Raw genomic sequence first — 21,770 nt, 5'->3', positions numbered from 1 at the left:
GAGCGGTCCGCGACCCGCCCCGCTCAGCCTGCCGCTTCTCCGGCGACCGGTTCCGTTCCTCCCATCCGGTCGGCCGGGCGGCGCCCCCTGGGCTGCTGCGGCTCCGGCAGGACCGGAGCCGGCGGCAGCGGAAGCCGCATCGGCTTACCGGCCGTCACGGTGAACAGCTCACCGTGGTGGAGCAGCGTGAGCGGCTCCCCCTCGACCAGGGTGTAGTGGGCCCCGGAGTGCCGGATGTCCACCCGCAGTGCGCGTCCCCGGATGAGCAGGGTGAACTTCACACCGGTCAGCGCCTCCGGCAGCCGCGGGGAGAACCCGAGGCAGCCCGGCTTCCCCTCCCCCGAGGTGTGGTGGTGACGCAGCCCGCCGAAGCCCATCACCAGGGCCATCCAGGTCCCCGCCAGGGAGGCGATGTGCAGCCCGTCGCGGGTGTTGTGCTCCAGGTTCTCCAGGTCCATCAGGGCGGCCTCGCCCAGATAGTCGTAGGCCAGCCTCAGGTGCCCGGTCTCCGCCGCGAGCACGGCCTGGCAGCATGCCGAGAGCGAGGAGTCCCGCACGGTCAGCGCCTCGTAGTAGGCGAAGTTGCGCGCCTTCTCCTCCGCCGTGAAGTCGTCCCCGCAGGTCGCCATGGCGAACACCAGGTCCGCCTGCTTGACCACCTGCTTGCGGTAGAGGTCGAAGTACGGGAAGTGCAGCAGCAGCGGATACTGCTCGGCGGTCGTGGCATCGAAGTCCCAGCGCTGGAAGCCGGTGAACCCGGCCGACTGCTCGTGCACCCCGAGCGTGTCGTTGTACGGCACGGCCATCCGGGCGGCGGCGTCGCGCCAGGCGGCCGTCTCCTCCTCGTCGACGCCCAGTTCCTCGGCCCGCTCGGGATGGCGGGTCGCCATCTCGGCCGCGACCCGCAGATTCCGCCGTGCCATCACGTTGGTGTACAGGTTGTCGCGGGCGATGGCGCTGTACTCGTCGGGGCCGGTGACACCGTCGATGTGGAAGACACCCTCCGCGTCATGGTGGCCCAGCGAGCGCCACAGCCGAGCGGTGTGCACCAGCAGTTCCAGGCCCGGACCGCGCTCGAACTCCTCGTCGCCCGTGGCGTTCACATAGCGCGCCACGGCGTACGCGATATCGGCGTTGACATGGAAGGCCGCCGTGCCGGCGGGCCAGTAGGCGGAGCACTCCGCACCGGTGATGGTGCGCCAGGGAAACGCGGCGCCCGCGAACCCGAGCTGATGGGCCCGGTCGCGGGCCGCTGGCAGGGTGGCGTGGCGCCAGCGCAGTACGGGGGCGACGGCCTGGGGTGCCGTGTAGGTGAGCATCGGCAGCACGAAGGACTCCACGTCCCAGAAGGAGTGTCCGTCGTATCCGGTGCCGGTCAGGCCCTTGGCGGGGATGGCCCGCTCCTCACCCCGCGCGGCGGCCTGGAGCACATGGAAGAGGGCGAAGCGCACCGCCTGCTGGATCTGCGCGTCACCGTCCACCTCGACGTCCGCGCAGGACCAGAAGTGGTCCAGATAGGCGCGCTGCTCGGCGAGCAGCCCCTCCCAGCCGGTGCTGCGGGCGGCGGCCACGGCCGCGTGGACCTGGTCCTGGAGTGCGGTCAGCGAGCGCTCCGCCGACCAGCCGTAGCCCACGAACTTCACCAGCCGCAGCCGCTTGCCGGGGGCCAGTGTGGCGGTCACCGTGACCCTGCTGACGTCCGGTTCGCTGTCGGCCGACCAGCTCGTCCCCTTGGGGCCCTCGATGATGTGGTCGGCGCCGACGGCCACCCGCTGGCCGCTGTTCCTGATCCGGTGCACCAGCCGCAGCCGGGTGTCCCGGGCGAAGTCCTCCTCGGACTCCAGCGGGGCGTCGATCGCGGCGGCGACCCGGGGGTCGCCGGTGTCGTGCGGGACCGCCTCGTTGGCGATGAGTTCCGACTGGACGGCGACGGTGGACTCGCCGTTCAGCACCTCCACCTCGTAGGCGACCGCGGCGATGGCCCGCTGGGTGAGGGACACCATCCGGTGCGAGGTGAAACGGACGGCGCGCCCGGCGGGCGTGGTCCACTCTGCGGTACGGCGCAGGACTCCGGTGCGGAAGTCCAGCACGCGTTCGTGGGCGGTCAGTTCGCCGTAGCGCAGATCGCAGGGGTGGTCGTCCACCAGCAGCCGGATGATCTTTCCGTCCGTGACGTTGATCAGCGTCTGGCCGGACTCGGGATAGCCGTATCCGGCCTCCGCGTAGGGAAGCGGATGGAGCTCGTGCACCCCGTTGAGATACGAGCCCGGCAGCCCGTGCGGCTCCCCTTCGTCCAGGTTGCCGCGCCATCCGACATGGCCGTTGGACAGGGCGAACACCGATTCGCTCTGGGCGAGTACGTCGAGGTTCAGCTCGGTCTCGCGCAGGCACCAGGGTTCGACGGCGAACGCGGAGTGGTTGATCATCGCGCCTCCAGCAGCTCGGAGAGGTCGTCGACGACGACGCCCGCGCCGTGCCGGCGCAACTCCTCGGCCTGCCCGGTCCGGTCGACGCCCACCACGAGTCCGAAGCCGCCGGCGCGCCCGGCCTCCACTCCGGCGAGCGCGTCCTCGAAGACCGCGGCCGTCTCCGGCTCGACACCGAGGGCGCGGGCCGCGGCCAGGTAGGTGTCCGGTGCGGGTTTGCCGCGAAGGCGGTGCTCCCGGACGGTGATCCCGTCGATGCGTTCCTCGAAGAGTTCCTCGATACCTGCGGCGATCAGCACATCGCGGCAGTTGGCACTGGACGAGACCACCGCACGGTGCAGACCGGCGTCCCGGGCGGCCCGTACATAGGCCACCGAACCCTCGTACGCCTCGACCCCCTGTTCGCGGATCCTGCGCAGCACCATCTCGTTCTTGCGGGTGCCCAGGCCGTTCACGGTCTCCTGGTCGGGCCCGTCGTCGGACGTGCCCTCCGGCAGTTCGACTCCGCGTGAGGCGAGGAAAGTACGGACCCCGTCCTCGCGGGGCAGGCCGTCCACGTACTGGTCGTAGTCGCGGACGGCGTCGAACGGCACGAAGGGTGCGCCCTCCCGCTCGGCGCGGGTGCGCAGATAGCCGTCGAACATCTCCTTCCACGCGGCGGCGTGCACCTTCGCGGTGCGGGTGAGCACGCCGTCGAGGTCGAACAGGCAGGTTCGTACGTGATCAGGAAGACCGAGCATGGATCCGAGGCTAAGGGCTGACGGGGCGGCCCAGGCGGATCAGCGCGCGGATGGCGTCACTGATGGTCCGGCAGACTCCAGTGGTACGGGGCGATCAGCCGGTTGATGCTCTCCGGACCCCAGGAGCCCGGGGCGTACGACTCCACCGGGCGCGGGTGCTCGAGGAGCGGGGCGGACGCCGCCCACAGGCGTTCGATCCCGTCGGCGCGGGTGAACAGCGACTGGTCGCCGAGCATCGCGTCCAGGATGAGGCGCTCATAGCCTTCGAGGGCGTACATCGCGTTGAAGGAGTCGGCGTAGTTGAACACCATCTCGGCCTCGTCCAGGCGCATCGCGGGGCCCGGCTCCTTCACCAGGAAGCGGATGGCGACCCTGCCGGGGTCGTTGAAGTCGATCACCAGCTCGTTGTTGCGGGGCTCCCCTGAGTCACGCGCGGTACGCGGGAACATCCTCAGGGCCGGTTCCCGGAATCCGAGGGTCACCACGTGCCGGCCCTCGGCGAGCGACTTGCCCGAGCGCAGATAGAACGGCACTCCGGCCCACCGCCAGTTGTCGAGTTCCACGCGCAGCGCCACGAAGGTCTCGGTGTCCGAGTGCGGGTCGACCCCGGGCTCGTCGCGGTAGCCCTCGTACTGGCCGCGGACGACATGCTCCGGGTCCAGCGGCCGCATGGTCTCGAAGACCTTGGTCTTCTCGTCGCGCAGGCACTTGGCGTTGAGGCTGGTGGGGGGCTCCATCGCCACGAACCCGAGCAGCTGGAAGAGATGGGTGACGATCATGTCCCGGAAGGTCCCGGTCCCTTCGAAGAACTGCGCGCGGCCCTCGATGCTGAGCTTCTCGGGTACGTCGATCTGCACATGGCTGATGTGGTCCCGGTTCCAGACGGGCTCGAGGAAGCCGTTGGCGAACCGCAGCGCGAGGATGTTGTCGACGGACTCCTTGCCGAGGAAGTGGTCGATGCGGAACACCCGTGATTCGGCGAAGACCGAGTGGATGGTGGCGTTGAGGGCCTCGGCCGATGCCAGGTCCGTGCCGAACGGTTTCTCCACGATGACCCGTCCGTTCTCGGCGAGACCGGTCGCGCCCAGCATCTCGATGACGGAGGGGAAGGCCTTCGGCGGCACGGCGAGGTGGAACAGGCGCCGCGGGGAGCCGCCGACGGCCTCCTCGGCCTCCCTGACGGCCGCGAGCAGCGGGCCGGGGTCATCGGGGTCCTCCGCCCCGAAGCTCAGGGCGTCCTCGAACCGCTGCCAGTCCTCACCCTCGGGCTTCGAGCGGCCGAACTCGGCGACCGCCTCGCGGGCCCTTTTGCGGAACTCGTCATCGCTGAGTGCCGCCTGGGACGGGGCGGAGCCGACGATCCGGTAGCGGGCCGGCATCAGACCGGCCTTGGCGAGGTGGAACAGGCCCGGCAGGAGCTTGCGCCGGGCGAGGTCGCCGGTCGCGCCGAACAACACGATGACATGGTCGTCGGGGACCGGGACGCCGTTGCCCGACTGGTGCACCCTCCGGCTGGCCGCCTCGCTCGCTTCCTGGTCCGTTTCCTGGACGTGTGCGGGACCGGACATCACTCACCCCGCCTTCTCGGCGTGACCGCCGAACTCGCCGCGCATCGCCGAGAGCACCTGGTCGGTGAACTCGCCGAGCCTGCGGGACTCGAACCGCTGGATCAGCGCCGCGGTGATCACCGGCGCCGGCACGCTCTCGTCCACCGCGGCCAGCACCGTCCAGCGGCCCTCGCCGGAGTCGGAGACCCGCCCGGTGAACTCGTCGAGGCCCGGAGAGCGGGCAAGTGCGTCGGCGATCAGATCGACCAGCCAGGAGCCGACCACCGAGCCGCGCCGCCACACCTCGGCGACCTCGCCCACGTCGATCGTGTACGGGTAGGCCTCGGGCTCGCGCAGGGGGGCGGTCTCGGCGTCGACGGTGCGGTTGGTGAGTCCCGCGTCCGCGTGCTTGATGATGCTGAGGCCCTCGGCGATGGCGGCCATCATTCCGTACTCGACCCCGTTGTGGACCATCTTCACGAAGTGGCCCGCCCCGTTGGGTCCGCAGTGCAGATAGCCCTCGGGCGCCGTGCCGTCGGTCCGGGTCCTGCCGGGCGTGGGCTCGGCGAGGCCCTTGCCGGGGGCGATGGTGCGGAAGACCGGGTCGAGCCGGGCCACGGCTTCGTCGTCGCCGCCGATCATCAGGCAGTAGCCGCGTTCCAGGCCCCAGACACCGCCCGAGGTCCCGCAGTCGACGTAGTGGATACCGCGAGGGGCCAGCTCCTGCGCCCGGGTCATGTCGTCCCGGTAGTACGAGTTGCCGCCGTCGATCACGGTGTCGTCGGTGTCGAGCAGCCCGGCGAGCTCGTCCAGGGTCTTCTGCACCACGCCGGCGGGCAGCATCAGCCAGACGTTGCGCGGCTGCTCCAGCTTGCCGACGAAGTCCTGGAGGGACGAGGCCGCCGTGGCGCCTTCCTTCTCGAGCTCCTTGACGGCCTTGGTGTCCAGGTCGAAGACGACGCAGTGATGGCCGTCGCGCATCAGCCGGCGCACCAGATTGGCGCCCATCCGGCCGAGGCCGATCATGCCGAGCTGCATGGGTGTGTCAGTGGTCATGGCCGACCCCGTTCTCGTGACCGCTCTGGTGACCGTTTCCGTGCCCGTTCTTGAGGGCGCGGTAGTGGCGGATGAGTGCGTTGGTGGACGAGTCGTGTCGCAGCTCCGGCTCCCGGTCGGCGGTGAGCTCCGGGATGATCTCGGCTGCCAGGACCTTGCCGAGCTCGACGCCCCACTGGTCGAAGGAGTCGATGTTCCAGACGGTGCCCTGCGTGAACACGTTGTGCTCGTAGAGCGCGACCAGCCGGCCCAGAACCCGCGGCGTGAGCTTCTCCGCCAGCAGCACGGTGGAGGGCCGGTTGCCCTCCATCACCCGGTGGGGCACGACCTCGGGGGCGGTGCCCTCCGCGCGTACCTCCTCCTCGGTGCGGCCGAAGGCGAGCGCCTGGGCCTGGGCGAAGATGTTGGACGACAGGATGTCGTGGTGGTCGCCCAGCGGGTTGAGGCTCTTGCCGAAGCCGATCAGGTCGACAGGGATCAGCCGGGTGCCCTGGTGCATCAGCTGGTAGAAGCTGTGCTGCCCGTTGGTGCCCGGCTCGCCCCAGTAGACGGGGCCGGTGTCGTAGTCCACCCGGTCGCCACCGAGGGTCACGTGCTTGCCGTTGGACTCCATGGTGAGCTGCTGGAGATACGCGGGGAAGCGGCTCAGATACTGCTCGTACGGCATCACGCCGACCGTCTGGGCGCCGAAGAAGTCCGCGTACCAGACCGCGAGCAGGCCCATCAGCACCGGCAGGTTCCGCTCCAGCGGGGCGGTCCGGAAGTGCTCGTCCATGTCGTGGAAACCGGCGAGCAGCTCGCGGAACAGCTCGGGCCCGATGGCCAGCATGGTCGACAGGCCGATGGCCGAGTCCATCGAGTAGCGTCCGCCGACCCAGTCCCAGAAGCCGAACATGTTGTCGGTGTCGATACCGAAGGCGGCGACCCGTTCGGCGTTGGTGGACACGGCGGCGAAGTGCCGGGCGACGGCCTCCTCACCGAGCCGGCCCACCAGCCAGTCCCGTGCCGAGTGGGCGTTGGTGAGGGTCTCCAGCGTGCCGAACGTCTTGGACGAGACGATGAACAGGGTCTCGTCGGCTGACAGGTCGCGCAGCGCCTCCACGAGATCGGTGGAGTCGACGTTGGAGACGAAGCGGAACGTCATGTCGCGGCTGGTGTAGTGGCGCAGCGCCTCGTAGGCCATCACCGGGCCCAGGTCGGAGCCGCCGATACCGATGTTGACGACATTGCGGATCGGCTTCCCGGTCGCGCCCCGCCACTGCCCCGAGCGCACCCGCTCGGTGAACGCGGCCATCCGGTCGAGCACGCCGTGGACCCCGGGTACGACGTCGGTGCCGTCGACGACCAGCGAGCTGCCCCGGGGCATGCGCAGGGCGATGTGCAGCACGCGCCGGTTCTCCGACACGTTGATGCGGTCCCCGCGGAACATCTCGTCCCGGTGGTGCTCAAGCCGGGACTCCCGTGCGAGGTCCAGCAGCAGACCCATGGTCTCGTCGGTCACCAGGTGCTTGGAGTAGTCGAGATACAGCCCGGCGGCCTCGGCGCACAGCCGCTCGCCGCGTCCGGGGTCATCGGCGAACAGCGACCGCAGATCGTGCGCGGCGACCTGCTCGTGGTGCCGTTCCAGCGCCTGCCATGCGGGGCGCTTGCGGAGCAGAGTGGCCGTCATCGGGTCATCGCCTCCTGCGGACGTGCGAGTACTTCACGCGCTGCCTCGGCCACCCGCTCGGGAGTGAAGCCGAACTTGGTCAGCAGTTGTTTGAGGGGTGCGGAGGCGCCGAAGGTGTGCATACCGATGAGCGCGCCGCCGTCGCCGACATAGCGGTCCCAGCCGAAAGTCGACGCCTGCTCGATGCCGACCCGTGCGGTGACGTGCGGCGGCAGCACCTGGTCGCGGTACTCCCTGGGCTGACGGTCGAACAGCTCCCAGCAGGGCATGCTGACCACGCGGGCCTGGATGCCCTCGGCCGCCAGCTCTTCCCGCGCCGACAGTGCGAGGTGCACCTCCGAGCCGGTGGCCAGCAGGATCACGTCGGGCTCGCCCGACGGCGCGTCGGCCAGTACGTAGGCGCCCAGGGCCACTCCGGACGCGGCGGCGAGCCGGGACCGGTCGAGAGTGGGGAGCGCCTGGCGGGAGAGCACCAGCGCCGCGGGCTCATGGCGCAGTCCGGCGACCAGCCGCCAGGTCTCGGTGACCTCGCCGGCGTCGCAGGGCCGGAACACCAGGAGTCCCGGCATCGCCCTCAGTCCGGCGATCTGCTCGACCGGCTGGTGGGTGGGGCCGTCCTCGCCGACGCCGATGGAGTCATGGGTGAAGATGTGCACGACCGGGATCTCCATCAGCGCGGACAGCCGGATGGCGGCCTTGGCGTAGTCGGAGAAGATCAGGAACCCGGACCAGTACGACCGCAGTTTGGTCAGGGCCATCCCGTTGGCCACGGCTGCCGAGGCGTGCTCCCGTACGCCCAGGTGGAGATTGCGTCCGTACGGCTCGTCCGGCTCGGAGTCCCCCGCTCCCTCGAAGGTGAGCCGGGTCTTGGTGGACGGGGCCAGGTCCGCGGACCCGCCGACGATCCAGGGCACCCGCTCGGCGAGGGCGTTGAGCACCTGGCCGGACGACTCCCGGGTGGCCAGACCCTTGGGGTCGGCGGGGAAGTCGGGGAGCTTGCTGTCCCAGCCGTTCGGCAGTTCGCGGCGCTGCATGCGCTGGATCTCGTCGGCGAGCCCGGGCCAGGCCGCGCGATAGGCCTCGAACCGCTTCTCCCAGATACCGCGCAGCTCGGCGCCGCGGGCGCCGATGCCCTGCTCGAAGCGGGTACGGACCTCGTCGGGGACCCAGAACTCGCGGTCCTCGGGCAGTCCGAGGAAACGCTTGGCCGTGCGTACGCCCTCGGGTCCCAGAGGCGATCCATGGGCCTTCGGCGAGTCCTCCACGGGCGAGCCGTAGCCGATGTGACTGTGCACCAGGATCAACGTGGGGCGCTCGGACTCGGTCCGGAAGGTGTGGAAGGCGCGGTCCACGGCGTCCAGGTCGTTGGCGTCGGCGACGGTGGTCACGTTCCAGCCGTACGCGAGGAAGCGGGCGGCCACGTCCTCGGTGAAGGCGATACCGGTGTGTCCCTCGATGGTCACCCGGTTGGAGTCGTAGATCCAGCACAGGTTCGCCAGTTGCTGGTGTCCGGCGAGGGAGGCGGCTTCGGAGGCGATGCCCTCCATCATGCAGCCGTCACCGGCGAGCGCGTACACGTCGAAGTCGAAGAGCGGCAAGTCGTCGCGGTTGTAGCGGGCGGCCAGCCAGCGCCCCGCCATCGCCATGCCGACGGAGGTGGCTACGCCCTGGCCCAGCGGCCCGGTCGTGGTCTCCACGCCGCTGGTCCACCGGTACTCGGGGTGTCCGGGGCAGCGTGAGCCGAGCTGCCGGAAAGACTTCAGGTCGTCGAGGGTGACCGCGGGGCGCCCGAGCACCTCGTAGTCGGGGTCGACCGCCCGTACCCCGGTCAGGTGCAGCAGGGACCAGAGCAGTGTGGAGGCATGGCCTTCGGAGAGCACGAAGCGGTCCCGGTTCGGCCAGACCGGGTTCGCGGGGTCGAACCTCAGATACCGCTGCCAGAGCGTGTACGCGACGGGCGCGATGCCCATCGGCGTGCCCGGGTGCCCGGATGCGGCCTTCTCCACGGCGTCCATGCACAGGCCGCGGATGGTGTTCACCGACAGCGTGTCCAGGTCGATGTCCAGCGTGGTCATATGCGCTCCCGTTTCCGGCAGGTACGGCGGGTACCCGGGCTCGGCGGACTGGTGCGGGGCCGGTGGGCGGTCGGGACGCCCGGCGACCCACGTCCGGGCGCTCCCCGCCCGCCGCATGCCACGGACGATCCTCATGCCAGCCTGGCCGGAAAGTCCGATTCGGTGCTCACCCGCGAGGGGTGAACGGGGCTGCGGGCGTAGGCCCTCCTCAGGTGGGTGTCAGGCGTGCGGTACGACGGCCACCGGGCAGGCGGCGTGGTGGAGCACGGCGTGCGCGATGGAACCGGTGTGGGACCCTTTGGCGGCCCGGCGCCGGCCCACGACCACCAGGGCGGCGTCCGCCGCCGAATCCACGAGCCGGTCGGCGGGACGGCCGCCGGGGGCGGCGTCCTCGGTCACCTCGACCTGCGGGAACTTGTCCCGGTAGGGGCGTACGAGTGCCGCCAGCTCGGTCTCCCGCTCACCGCGTACCTCGGCTTCACGGTGGTGGAAGGCGGGGGCGTGCCAGGTGTGCAGGACGTGAAGCGGGGCACTGTGCTTCGCCGCGAAGTCGAAGGCGAACTCCAGCAGCTCACCACCGTCGTCGCCGTGTCCGACGTCGAGACCCACGACGATCTCGCCGTGCTCGGCGCGGCCTTCCTTGCCGTAGCCCGGACGCACCAGCACCACGGGGCGCTTGGCGTCCGCCACGACCTCCTGTCCGACCGAGCCCACGATGAAACCGGAGGCGCTGCCGAGCGCGGACGACCCGAGCACCAGCAGTTCCGAGTCGGAGCCCACATCCACCAGCAGCCTGGCGGGAGCGTCCTCGGTCTCCTCCGGGGACGTGCTGATCCCCGGCCTGCGGGTATGGGCCCGCTGCTCGGCCGCGGCCAGCAGGCCGCGGTCCTCCTCGCCCTGTGCCTCGCGCGTCGGCTTCACGGCCTGGAGGCGGTGCTCCTGCCAGCGCGACGCGTACACCAGGCGAAGGCCAGTGCCCCGCAGCGCGGCCTCGTCGGCCGCCCAGTCGATGGCCGCCATGCTCTCGCCGGAACCGTCCACTCCCACAGCGATGGGTAGGGACATGGTGGTCCTCCTTGCCTCGGGGCACGTGCGCAGAGCCGTCACGGACCACCGCGCACGAGGACGCCTCAGAACGAAGCTACCGAGGAGTGCCGGGTGCCGCGATTCAGAGCGTCACGTACAGTGAGTGAGGGCCGCCCGGCCCCCGACCCGGGCAGGGAGCAGCGGGTGCAGGCGGCTCAGCGGGCGGCGAGGCGGAAGCTCATCCGCCCGAAACCCACCACATCCCCGGCCTGGACCACGACCGTGCCGGTGACCCTGCGGTCATTGACCGTGGTGCCGTTGGTGGAGCCGAGGTCGCGCAGCACCCACAGCCCGCCGCGCTGCGTCAGTTCGGCGTGCAGCCGGGAGACCGACTCATGGCTCAGCCGCAGCCCGTTGGACGGGTCCCGGCCGATTCGCAGGGGATACGGTCCGGGCTCGGGCAGGAGCAGCGGGGGCAGCTTCTCCGCCTGCCAGGCGCGGCCGAGCCGCACGGAGAAGGCGGAGACCCTGCCGACCGCGCCGAACAGCTTCTTCGCCAGCCGCCCTTCGCTGCGCAGATCGGCGGTGAGCGCCCGCAGTTCATCGGGGCTGCTCGCAGCGAGGGCCAGCTCCACCCGCCGTACGAACGTGTCGTGCGAGAGCCTGCCCTGGACCGCGCCCTCCCGGAGTCTGACCAGCGCACGGTCCCGGTCCGCGTCCGAGACGCGGGCAGGATATGTCTGGAACTCGAAGGAGGACGTCACACAGGTGATTGTCGGGCCGGATGCCCCGAGGTGTCCAGAAGCACCGGCCGGGCGGCCGACCGGGTGCCCGGCGGGATGTCGCGGCCGTATGGCAGGCCCGGTCAGTGCCGGGATCGCTGGGCGCGGATCATGTCCCGGTACCACGTGTAGGACGCCTTCGGGGTGCGTTCGAGGGTCTCGTAGTCGACGTGGACCAGTCCGAAGCGCTGTGAAGCGCCCTCGACCCACTCGATGTTGTCGGTCAGCGACCAGACGAAGTAGCCGCGTACGTCCACACCCTCCTCGATCGCACCGTGCAGTGCGCGCAGATGGCCGTCCAGAAAGGCGATGCGACGGCCGTCGTCGAGCCCGTCGTACGAACAGCCGTTCTCGGTGATGTGCACGGGCGGCAGCCGGTCCCCGTAGCGCTCCTTCAGCATGAGGAGGAGTTCACGCAGCCCGTCGGGGACCACGGGCCAGCCGAAGTGGGTGCGTTGCGCCCCTTCGATCTCGCGGAGCCCGAAGGGGAGCCCTTCGGGCATGCCGAGACCGGCGTACGAGCCCAGGGCCTCCGGTGCCGGGCCTCCGACCAGCATGGGGCTGTAGTAGTTGATGCCGTACCAGTCCAGGGGCTGGGAGATCAGGGCGAGGTCGTCGGCGACCGGACCGGGCATCAGGCCGTCGAAGCCCTCGGGGTAGCGGCCCGTCAGCAGCGGGTCGGCGAAGAGCCAGTTGGTGAGGGTGTCGTAGATCTCGGCGCCGGCGCGGTCCTCCTCGCTGTCGCTCGCGGCCCGTACGGGCGAGTGGGAGACCGCGAGGCCTATGGCGCCCGCGCCCGCCGCGCGCAGGGCCTGAACGGCGAGGCCGTGAGCGAGCAGCTGGTGGTGGGCGGCGGGCAGGGCGTCGAAAAGGAGCTGCTTCCCGGGCGCGTGCTCCCCGAGCGCATAGCCGAGCAGGGTGACTTCGGCCGGTTCGTTGATGGTGATCCACATGGGGACGCGGTCGGCGAGGCGTTCGGCGACGACGGCGGCGTAGTCGGCGAAGCGGGCGGCGGTGTCCCGGTTCAGCCAGCCGCCCGCCTCGTCGAGGGGCAGCGGGGTGTCCCAGTGGTAGAGGGTCGGCGCGGGGGTGATGCCGTGGGCGCACAGTTCGTCGACGAGGCGGTCGTAGAAGCCCAGCCCGGCCGGGTTGACCGGACCGCTGCCGCCGGGGATCACCCGGGGCCAGCTGACGGAGAAGCGGAAGGCGCCCGCGCCGAGCCCGGCGAGCAGGGCGACATCCTCGCGGTAGCGCTCACGGAAGCCGGTGCCCCGGGCGGCGTCGGCGCCGTCCTTGATACGGCCGGGCTGTGCGGCGAAGGCGTCCCAGCCGGACGGGCCCTTGCCGTCGGTGTCGGTGGCGCCCTCGGTCTGGAAGGCGGAGGCGGACGCTCCCCAGAGGAATCCCGGTGGGAAGGCGGGCAGCGCGGTGGCGAGCGGCGCAGTCGCGGGCGGCGGTACGGGCTGCGATGTCATGGCCGGGACCCTAGTACCGGCGAGTAGCCCTCCTCCAGACCCCGGGACTTGCCAGGATGGCTGCGAGTCCCACCGATACGGAGCTGACGGACCAACGGATCACCGTACTGACGGACCGACACGACAGGGGAAACGCCAGTGCTGTTCGAGGTGTGGGCGCCGCGCGCCCAGGACCGGGTCGTGCTGTGGCTGGACGACGCGCGGCAACCGATGCGACGCGATCCCGAGCGAAAGGGCTGGTGGACAGCGGAGGCCGACGCGGTCGACGGCACGCGCTACGGCTTCCTGCTGGATGACGGCCCGCTGCTGCCGGACCCGCGGTCACGTCGCCAGCCCGACGGACCTGATGCGCCGAGCGCGGTGGTCGCCCCGGACGCGTACGTCTGGAGCAGCGACGACTGGCCGGGGCGCGGACTCACGGGTGCGGTGCTGTACGAGCTGCATGTGGGCACCTGCACGCGGGAGGGCACGCTGGACGCCGCGGCGGAGCGGCTGCCCGAGCTGGTGGACCTCGGCATCACCCATGTGGAGCTGATGCCGGTGTGCCCCTTCCCCGGGGTGCACGGTTGGGGGTACGACGGGGTAGCACCCTGGGCCGTACACGAGCCGTACGGCGGGCCCGCCGCCCTCAAGCGCTTCGTCGACACTGCGCACGGTCTGGGGCTCGGGGTGGTCCTGGACGTGGTCCACAACCATCTGGGGCCCTCGGGCAACCATCTGCCCTCCTTCGGCCCGTATCTCACGGACACCCATCACACCCCGTGGGGCTCGGCGATCAACCTGGACGCCCCCGGCTCGGACGAGGTGCGCGCCTATCTGGTGGGCAGCGCGGTGGCCTGGCTGCGTGACTACCGGATGGACGGGCTGCGGCTGGACGCGGTCCACGCCCTCGTCGACAACCGTGCGCTGACGTTCCTGGAGGAGTTGTCTGCCGCGGTGGACGCCTTCGGCGCCGATGTACACCGCCCGGTGTTCCTCATCGCCGAGTCGGACCTGTGCGATCCCCGTACGACCACACCGCGCGAGGAGGGCGGGCTCGGGCTGCACGCCCAGTGGAACGACGACTTCCACCATTCCCTGCACACCGCCCTGACCGGCGATTCCCGCGGATACTACGCGGACTTCGCCCGCGCCCCGCTGGCCGCGCTCGCCAAGACGTTCGGACACGTCTTCTTCCACGACGGGACCTACTCGGCCTTCCGGGGCCGGACCCACGGGCGTCCGGTCGAGCTGAGCCGCACCCCGGCGCACCGCTTCCTGGGCTATGCCCAGACCCATGACCAGATCGGCAACCGCGCGATGGGCGACCGGCTGTCCGCGCGGCTCTCCCCCGGTCTGCTGGCGTGCGCGGCGGCGCTGGTTCTGACGGCGCCGTTCACTCCCATGCTGTTCATGGGTGAGGAGTGGGGGGCCTCCACGCCCTGGCAGTACTTCACCGACCACACCGACCCCGAGCTGGCGGAGGCCGTGCGGCAGGGCCGGCGGCGGGAGTTCGCCGGGCACGGCTGGTCGGCGGACGACATCCCGGACCCGCAGGACCCGGCGACCCGGGAGCGCTCCTGCCTGGACCGCACCGAGCGGGAGCGCGAGCCGCACGCCCGGCTGCTGGCCTGGTACCGCGAGCTGATCGCCCTGCGCCGATCCCAGCCGGACCTCTCCGACCCCGATCTGGCGGCGGTACGGATCGCCTACGACGAGGAGGCGCGGTGGTTCGTGTTCCGCCGCGGTGACCTCAGGGTCGCGGTCAATCTCGGCGAGACCCCGGCCGTGATCCCGCTGGGCGGCGGCCCGGCCCGGGTGCTCGCGGTGTGGAACGGGGTGCGGGCACCGGGGCCTGACGGAACGCTGGAACTGCCGGGCGAGTCATGTGTGGTGCTCGCGGACGAGTGAGCAGCGAGGCCTATGCGACGATCGCCAGCTCGCGCGGGGTGTTGTTGAAACGCCGTCCGCCGCTCTCCGTGACGGTGACGATGTCCTCGATCCGCACACCGAAGCGCCCCGGCAGATAGATCCCCGGCTCGATCGAGAAGCACATGCCGGGCACCAGCGGTTGCTCCTCGCCCTCGATCAGGTAAGGCGGCTCGTGGGTGGTGACGCCGATGCCGTGACCGGTGCGGTGGATGAAGTACGCGCCGTATCCGGCCGCCTCGATGACCGCGCGGGCGGCCCGGTCGACGTCCTGGCACAGCGCCCCGGGACGAACGGCGTCGAACCCGGCCTGCTGCGCGGCGCGCACCACCTCGTGGACCCGCAGTTCCTCGGCGGTCGGTTCACCGACGTGGACGGTGCGGGTGGTGTCGGAGCCGTAGCCGTGCTTCAGACCTCCGAAGTCCAGTACGACCATGTCGCCCTGCCCGATGACACGCTCGCCCGCTTCGTGGTGGGGATTGGCGCCGTTGGGGCCGGAACCGACGACGGTGAAGTCCACCTGGGAGTGCCCGAACCGCAGTAGCAGCGCGGCGAGGTCGGCGGCCACCTCGCTTTCCCGGCGTCCGGAGAAGCGGACCTCGAGGATCTCCCCGTACGCCTCGTCGGCGGCGGCTCCCGCGGCCTCCAGCCGGGCCAGTTCAGCGGCGTCCTTGACCGCCCGCAGCATGGGCAGGGCTTCGGTGAGCGCCACGAAGGAGCTGCCCGGGAGCCGCCGTTGCAGTCCGAGCAGATGCATGGCCCAGGTGTTGTCGCTGACCCCGTAGCGCCCCTCGCTCTCCAGCAGTGCCCCGGCGACGGCGTGCGAGTCCTGGCCGTCCGTCCAGTCCCGCAGGGTGAGCGCGGCGGCGCCGGCCGCGTGTTCGGCGTCGGGAGCCTCAAGGGTCGGCACCACCAGCACGGGATCCCGGCCGTCGGCGAGGTGGAGGAGGGTGAGCCGTTCGGTGGACACCGGCTGGTAGCCGGTCAGATGGACCAGGTCGGGTCCCGGGGCCACGAGCAGCCCGTCAAGTCCGGCCTCGGCGGCGGAGCGCGCGGCGCGGGCCATCCGGGCCCGGTAGTCCTCGGCGGTGAAGGGCTCGGGCGGAGTGTTCATGGCGGGCACGGCGGGCATGGGCTCCTCATCGGCGGCTGGGCTGTCGGGCCGGACGGCCCTTGATCAACCTGAGGGCCCCCGCGGTGATTTTCAAGAGCGCCGCGGCTCGGCCACCCGAACTTCCGGCGCCCTGAGATGCGTTGCAGTACGGCCGGCCCGCACACGTCGCTCGGCCGGCCGCACAGGTGTCACGGCATCCGGGCAGGCCCGGCCGGCCGTCAGTTCGCCGTGGGGTACGGCACGCGTGCGAGGAGCCCGGTGAGGTCGCGTGTGGTGGACCCGGCGATGTTCTTGACGACGTCCTTGATCTCTCCGGCGAGGCCGGGGGCGACCTTGCCTTCCACGAGACGGTCGTACTTGCTGACCGCGTCGTCCCAGGTGAAGGGGCGGCACGGCAGCCCGGGATAGTCGTCGACACCGTGCGTGAGGACGCTGCCGTCCTGGAGACGGACGGTGAGGTGTGCCGGCATCAGCTCGGGGTAGGCACGCGTGAAGTCCTGACCCGGTTTGACGACGACCTTGGTCAGCAGGTGCTGTACGTCGTCCCGCCCGATGCGCTCCGGGAGGAACTGTGCGGGCATCACGTCCCCGTCGAGGAGCGCTACGGCGAGCAGGTAGGGGAGGCTGTGGTCGGCCTGTTCCTTCGTCGTGATGGTCGTGGCCGCACCCCCGTACAGCCCCCCGCCGGTGAAATCGAAGGTGATCTGGGGTACGACCGCCTCGATGGAGACGATCTGCGCGGGGTCGAGCGGCTGCCGCCCGCGCAGTTCGACCATGCAGTGGATCGCCGACTGCGTGTGGATCTCGGCGTTGTACCGCTTGATGGCACTCGTGGCGATGCCTTCGTACTTCTCGTTCGCCCAGTCGACCTCGATGGGCCGGTGCAGCAGATTGTCGATGCCGTTCGGGCCCTCGATGATGGCGAGCGGGCCCTCGACCCCACGACGGGCGAGGAACAGCGCGTTCATCGCGGCGAACGCGGACTGAGCCGAGGCGAGCCCCTTCCACTGGGACAGGGGCTTCGCCCGGATGTTGGCGAACGACGCTCCACTGGCACCGGCCATGGCCATCGCGTGGGCGAGCTGTTCCGCTTCCATACCGAGGAGCCGACCTGCCGCGGCGGGGACCGAGAAGGCGAGCTGCGCGGTGTGGTCGAACCCTCTCGTCATGAAGTTGGCGTGGTCGACGAGCCTGGACTGGATGGTGTAGCTGACGGCGAGCCCCAGCATGAACTCCCGGCCGCTCGCGTCGGCGAGATCCGCTGCGGTGAGCACACCGCCGAAGTTGTCGGCGGTGTGGCAGGTCTCCGTCGGTGCGAGGAAGTTCTCCATGATGTCGACGTAACGCACCAGCGCCGTGTGCCAGAACGACGCGTACACCGGGTTCGATGTCCCACCCGCGATGAGCCGGCAGGCCCCGCCGTCGGCGAAGTCACGCACCTGTGCGCGGCAGGCGTTGACCGGTGGGGCGCCGAGAGCGGCGAGGGAGCAGGCGACACAGTCGAGAACATGGGTCGGCAGCTGCTCGACGGAGGTCTTCGAGAGGTCCTCGTAACGCGCGCGGTGCGCGTAGGCGGCGATCTCTTCCACCACGGTGGGCTTCGTGTCGACTGCGCTGGCGGGGGCGGCCATGGAATCTCCTCGCGGACTCGGACAGTCAGGGCGGTGCGCGTTCGAGCACGCCGCTGCGGCCGAATACCGGGACGAACGGGAGTCCGACAGCCGTCGAGCGCGCCGAACGGCATGATGTCCCCGCATTCTTGCGTCACCGCCCGCCGGGAACGGTGCTTCCGATCCGCCCGTCGTGCCACGCCACTCGCATGGCGCAGCACGACGTGCGGCGCTCAGTCCTCGCCCGGCCGCCGGCCGACGAGCCTTTCCAGCAGCTCCTGGAAGTCGCCGTCCACGACGATCCGCAGCCCTTCGCCGTCCTCGGTGCGATCACTGAGCTGGGTGAGCGTGCCGTGGCGCCACCAGTAGACGTACGGGGTGATGGCACCGGGCGTGTCGGCATACCCGGAAGCGGCGAAGGCCGCCATGCCGTTGAGCGACGGGATGATGCCGGCGTCACGGATGACGTGGAACGCGACCTGGTGCCGGAAGGGCAGCGCGACCAGCGCGCCGTCGGGGGTGATGTGCTGTCCGGTGACCTGTTGGACGAGCGTGTCGAGCGCCAGGACACGGCTGGCGGTGTAGAACGAGTCGCCGACCACCACGTCGAAGCGCAGGCCACCGGCGTCCTCGACGAGTTCGTGGCCCTCCACCGGGAGGCCCCGGAGGTTCTCCATCGCGCGTTGCCTGAGCTCCTCGACCTTCCCGAGCGGCGCCAGGGCCTCGTCGGTGAGCATCATGACGCTCTCGGGGAGATCGAGGGCGAGCACCTCGCACAGCCCGGGGGCGAGGTGGCGGGCATATCCGAAGGTCTTGGGATCGAGGCCGTCCGAGCCGATCACCCTCGGGTAGAGCTGGGCGCGGATCTGCTCCGGCGGCAGCGTGTCCAGGGCCGACGGCGCGTCCATGGTGCGCAGCACCAGGGCGACATGCCCGCGGATCACTTCGGGCCACACCCGAGGGCCGCGCTCGTCGTTGTGGCAGACGGCCGCGAGGTTGCCGAGCCCGAACTGGCGTCCGGAGCTGTCGGTCACCACATCGGAGTAGACGGTGACCTCGAGGCCCTGTTCGGCGAACGCCTCCCGGACCTGGCTGCGGAAGCGCGCGGCCTCTCCGACCGAGAGGAAGGTGAACTCCTCGTCGCGGGGCACGTCGTCCCCGTCCCGCTTCGGTCCTCGCCGGAACAGCCCCACATCAGCCCCCGCTCATCCTGTGGTCCTCGGTTTCCCGCGTGTGCTCTGGTTTCGAGCCTACCGACCACCCTGCCGGGAGCGCTCTCCGGGTGCCCGCGCCCGCCGCCCCTGATCAGCCCCGTTCAGTCCATCCGTACGGTCAGATGGGCCCGGTGCCTGCCGTGCGCGACCAGCCGGGCGTTGGCCTCGTCGGAGTCCGCCACCCAGCGCTCGGCGTACGGGCGTTCCTTGCCGAAACGCACATGGCGGTCGACAAGCCTGGGCACCCGCAGCCGCTCGTCGAGCTCCAGGTACCAGACCTCGTCCAGGAGACTGCGGATCCGGGCCCAGGCACCCTCGTCGTGGAGCAGGTAGTTGCCCTCCGTGATGACGAGCGGGACGCCCGGGCCGACCGGGATGCTGCCCGCCACGGGCTCCTCGATCTCGCGTGCGAATGCGGGCGCGTACACCGTGCTGCCCTCCTCGGCGCCCCGCAGCCGGGCCAGCAGCGCGGTGTACCCGGCGGCGTCGAAGGTGTCGGGCGCGCCCTTGCGGGCCGCCCGCCCCAGCCGTTCCAGCTCCGCCTGCGCCAGATGGAACCCGTCCATGGGTACGAGCACGGCGAGCCCGTCCAGCCGCGCCACGAGCTCCCCGGCGAGGGTCGACTTACCGGCCCCAGGCGGCCCGGCGATCCCGAGGATCCGGCGCGCACCCGGCCTTGCGAGTCGGCCTGCCCGGGCGGTGAGCTGCTCGATCGAGGGGTCCATGGCAGGCATTGTGCGGGTGTCCGGGGATACTGGGCGCCCCCGGCGCCCGCCCCGGGCGTCCCCGGCTTCCCCCGGCAAGGAGTGCCGCTCATGCCCACCCCGCAGCGCCGTATCGCCCTGGCCGCACTGGTCGTCCGCGACTACGACGAGGCCATCGCCTTCTACCGCGACGCCCTCGGTTTCGCCCTCGTCGAGGACACGGACCGGGGCGGCGGCTCGCGCTGGGTGGTCGTCCGCCCCGGGGACGGCGGCGGCACCGATCTGCTGCTCGCAAAGGCCGCCGGCGAGGCACAGCTCGCTGCCGTCGGCGCCCAGACCGGTGGCCGGGTCGGCTTCTTCCTGTACACAGACGACTTCGCCCGCGACCACGCCCGGATGGCAGCCGCAGGGGTGCGCTTCCTGGAGGAGCCCCGACATGAGCCGTACGGCTCGGTGGCCGTGTTCGAGGACCTCTACGGCAACCGGTGGGATCTGCTCCAGCCCGCGTGAGCCGCCCGAGCGCGTGAGGTGTGGGAGGCGTGGGAGGCGAGCTGACGAGACGTCTCAGCGCCTGCCGGTCACGGACGTACGTTCGACCGCTCGTCACGTCGCGAACTCCGGCGCGCCAGGCTCCGGATCTCACGTCCGCCGCGCTCTGCGGCCATTCGGCGGCAGGCTGGTTGCGGGTGTGTCAGACCTGACATGGGATCGGGTGCATGCACATACCCGGAGCGATTTCCGGCCGCGGGCGTTGTGCCGTGGTCACCCTCGCGGCGGTGCTCTGCACGGCGATGCACACCCCGGCCCACGCCCCGATGCGCACCCCGCCGGCACGCTCCCTGGCCGGAGGACCGGTCCCTCCTCCCGCTGCCGACGCGTCCGCTCTGGAATGGACCCCCTGCGCCGAAGCCCCCGGTTTCGAGTGCGCCACCGCCCGTGTGCCGCTCGACCACCGCGCTCCGGGCGGGCGCACGATCGAACTGGCCGTCATCAAGCGGCAGGCGACGGGTCCCGGGCGGCGTGTCGGCACGCTCTTCTACAACCCCGGAGGCCCCGGTGGCCCGGGGACGGAGGATCTGCCGCTGTCCTACGAGGCCTTCCCCGAGGAAGTGCGCCGCCGCTTCGACATCGTGAGCTGGGACCCGCGCGGTGTCGGATCGAGCACCGCCGTGCGGTGCTTCGACACCCCTCAGGAAGCCTATGAGTGGGCAGCCGGGAGCCCCGGCGGCTTCCCGGTCGACGCGAAGGAACGCGAAGTCTGGTTCGACGGGTACGCCGAGCTGGCCAGGCGTTGTGAGAAGCGGGACCCCGAGCTGCTGCGGCATGTCTCCACCGCCGACACGGCCCGCGACCTCGACCGGCTGCGGGAGGCCGTGGGCGAGGTGCGGCTCAGCTTCCTCGGGGTGTCCTACGGGACGCTGCTGGGCGCCACGTACGCCAACCTGTTCCCCGACCGGGTCCGCGCCATGGTCCTGGACGCCAACCTCGACCCCGAGGCCTGGTTCAACCACGGCGCGAAGAGCGACCCCCTGCTGACCACCTTCCAGCGCACGGAATCCGATCTGGGCGCCGCCGCGACCCTGCGGCAGTTCCTCGACCTCTGCGGGCGTACGGACACCGAGCGCTGCGCCTTCTCCGCTGGCGGCCCGGACGCGACCCGCGTCAAGTACGAACATCTGCTGCGGCGTCTCGAACGGCGGCCCCAGGACGGCTGGACCTATGCCGCCGCCGTCGGCACCACGTTCGAACACCTCTACACCGTCCACCCCCAGTGGGCCGAGCTCGCGGACACCCTCGAGGAGCTCTGGCAGGGGCGCATCCCGGAGGAGTCCCCGGCCGCGCCCGCCCCGTTGCCGTACCCCGGCTTCGAACAGATAGAGGCGATACGGTGCTCCGAGAGCCCCAATCCCAAGGACCCGCTGCGCTACCGGTCCCTCGCGGACTTCGGCCATGCCCGCGCCGGGGACCTGGGACGCCTCATCCCCTGGTCGACCTCGGCCTGCGCCGTGTGGCCCACGACGGCTGCCGACCCGTACACGGGTCCGTGGAACCGTCCCACCCCACCGCTCCTGGTGGTCAACTCCACCTTCGACCCGGTCACCCCGCACCAGGGGGCCCTGGCCATGACACGCGAACTGGCCAACGCCCGTCTGCTCACCATCAAGGGCTACGGGCACACCGCGCTCGCGAACCCCAGCATCTGCGCGGACGAGTACGAGAGCCGCTACCTCGTCGACGGTGTCCTGCCCCCGCCCGGCACCCTCTGCGCACAGGACTTCCCCCCTTTCACCCCCGTCGAGCCCGAGGGCGGCATCGACACGGGCGGCGGCGGACTCGCCGGAGCGGACTCGAGACCACCGGCTTCGTAGCCCCTCAAGCCCGCCTCCCGTGCGTGCTAGCGTCCCCGGGCAACGACCGGCCGCA

16 protein-coding genes are annotated in these 21,770 nt (G+C 71.0%); 3 read left to right on the top strand and 13 right to left on the bottom strand.

All coding sequences use genetic code 11. The annotated features are described in order from the left end of the window. Positions 1–23: 23 nt before the first annotated feature. The 9 genes from ABZ532_RS20105 to ABZ532_RS20065 all read right to left on the bottom strand — a co-directional run bounded on the left by ABZ532_RS20105 (position 24) and on the right by ABZ532_RS20065 (position 12,796). Positions 24–2,426, bottom strand: coding sequence for a glycosyl hydrolase family 65 protein (locus ABZ532_RS20105; protein WP_361285086.1), 2,403 nt, complete (start codon positions 2,424–2,426; stop codon positions 24–26). Next, positions 2,423–3,166: a beta-phosphoglucomutase family hydrolase gene (locus ABZ532_RS20100; protein WP_361285083.1), complete on the bottom strand. Its 744-nt coding sequence runs from the start codon at positions 3,164–3,166 to the stop codon at positions 2,423–2,425. Before ABZ532_RS20100 ends, ABZ532_RS20105 begins: the two co-directional genes overlap by 4 nt. 56 nt (positions 3,167–3,222) lie before the next feature. Beyond that, on the bottom strand, positions 3,223–4,734 hold the full coding sequence (gene zwf / locus ABZ532_RS20095; protein WP_361285080.1) for a glucose-6-phosphate dehydrogenase: 1,512 nt from the start codon (positions 4,732–4,734) through the stop codon (positions 3,223–3,225). A 3-nt stretch (positions 4,735–4,737) separates the two neighbouring features. Continuing rightward, positions 4,738–5,751, bottom strand: a complete 1,014-nt coding sequence (gnd, locus tag ABZ532_RS20090; protein ID WP_361285173.1) for a phosphogluconate dehydrogenase (NAD(+)-dependent, decarboxylating) — start codon at positions 5,749–5,751, stop codon at positions 4,738–4,740. A 7-nt stretch (positions 5,752–5,758) separates the two neighbouring features. Beyond that, on the bottom strand, positions 5,759–7,438 hold the full coding sequence (gene pgi, locus ABZ532_RS20085) for a glucose-6-phosphate isomerase (RefSeq protein ID WP_361285077.1): 1,680 nt from the start codon (positions 7,436–7,438) through the stop codon (positions 5,759–5,761). Continuing rightward, entirely contained in the window at positions 7,435–9,513 is a 2,079-nt protein-coding gene (gene tkt, locus ABZ532_RS20080; RefSeq protein ID WP_361285074.1) for a transketolase, read from the bottom strand. The genes pgi and tkt overlap by 4 nt, the downstream gene beginning before the upstream one ends. 219 nt (positions 9,514–9,732) lie before the next feature. Continuing rightward, positions 9,733–10,578, bottom strand: a complete 846-nt coding sequence (locus ABZ532_RS20075; protein WP_361285071.1) for a universal stress protein — start codon at positions 10,576–10,578, stop codon at positions 9,733–9,735. A 176-nt stretch (positions 10,579–10,754) separates the two neighbouring features. After that, entirely contained in the window at positions 10,755–11,303 is a 549-nt protein-coding gene (locus ABZ532_RS20070; RefSeq protein ID WP_361285068.1) for a DUF1707 and FHA domain-containing protein, read from the bottom strand. A 101-nt stretch (positions 11,304–11,404) separates the two neighbouring features. Beyond that, positions 11,405–12,796 carry a GH1 family beta-glucosidase gene (locus tag ABZ532_RS20065; protein WP_361285065.1) on the bottom strand — a complete coding sequence of 464 codons (1,392 nt, stop codon included), beginning with the start codon at positions 12,794–12,796 and terminating at the stop codon, positions 11,405–11,407. A gap of 138 nt (positions 12,797–12,934) precedes the next feature. Between ABZ532_RS20065 and treZ the strand changes: the two genes are divergently transcribed. Beyond that, positions 12,935–14,686, top strand: coding sequence for a malto-oligosyltrehalose trehalohydrolase (gene treZ, locus ABZ532_RS20060; protein ID WP_361285062.1), 1,752 nt, complete (start codon positions 12,935–12,937; stop codon positions 14,684–14,686). A 10-nt stretch (positions 14,687–14,696) separates the two neighbouring features. On the opposite strand, the gene ABZ532_RS20055 is transcribed toward treZ, so the two are convergent. From ABZ532_RS20055 to ABZ532_RS20040, 4 genes are all read right to left on the bottom strand, one after another. Continuing rightward, the gene (locus ABZ532_RS20055) at positions 14,697–15,836 is read right to left on the bottom strand and encodes an aminopeptidase P family protein (RefSeq protein ID WP_361285059.1); all 1,140 of its coding nucleotides are present in this window, start codon (positions 15,834–15,836) and stop codon (positions 14,697–14,699) included. Between the two features lie 200 nt (positions 15,837–16,036). After that, positions 16,037–17,449: an MmgE/PrpD family protein gene (locus ABZ532_RS20050; RefSeq protein ID WP_361285056.1), complete on the bottom strand. Its 1,413-nt coding sequence runs from the start codon at positions 17,447–17,449 to the stop codon at positions 16,037–16,039. A 212-nt stretch (positions 17,450–17,661) separates the two neighbouring features. Beyond that, the gene (locus ABZ532_RS20045) at positions 17,662–18,621 is read right to left on the bottom strand and encodes a hypothetical protein (protein ID WP_361285053.1); all 960 of its coding nucleotides are present in this window, start codon (positions 18,619–18,621) and stop codon (positions 17,662–17,664) included. Positions 18,622–18,743: 122 nt separating this feature from the next. Continuing rightward, complete coding sequence (locus tag ABZ532_RS20040) at positions 18,744–19,367, bottom strand: nucleoside/nucleotide kinase family protein (protein ID WP_361285050.1); 624 nt, start codon at positions 19,365–19,367, stop codon at positions 18,744–18,746. A 90-nt stretch (positions 19,368–19,457) separates the two neighbouring features. Here ABZ532_RS20040 and ABZ532_RS20035 point away from each other — a divergent pair, with 90 nt between their 5' ends. Both ABZ532_RS20035 and ABZ532_RS20030 read left to right on the top strand, forming a co-directional pair. Next, a complete protein-coding gene (locus tag ABZ532_RS20035) occupies positions 19,458–19,856 on the top strand; it encodes a VOC family protein (protein ID WP_361285047.1) in 399 nt (132 codons plus the stop codon). A 206-nt stretch (positions 19,857–20,062) separates the two neighbouring features. Then, entirely contained in the window at positions 20,063–21,715 is a 1,653-nt protein-coding gene (locus ABZ532_RS20030; RefSeq protein ID WP_361285044.1) for an alpha/beta fold hydrolase, read from the top strand. Positions 21,716–21,770: the final 55 nt, after the last annotated feature.

The organism is Streptomyces sp. NPDC019396, from assembly GCF_040632375.1.
In the GTDB taxonomy this organism is placed as follows: Bacteria; Actinomycetota; Actinomycetes; order Streptomycetales; family Streptomycetaceae; genus Streptomyces.
The sequence above is the reverse complement of the archived record's forward strand: the minus strand, read 5'-3'. Positions and strand labels throughout refer to the sequence as shown.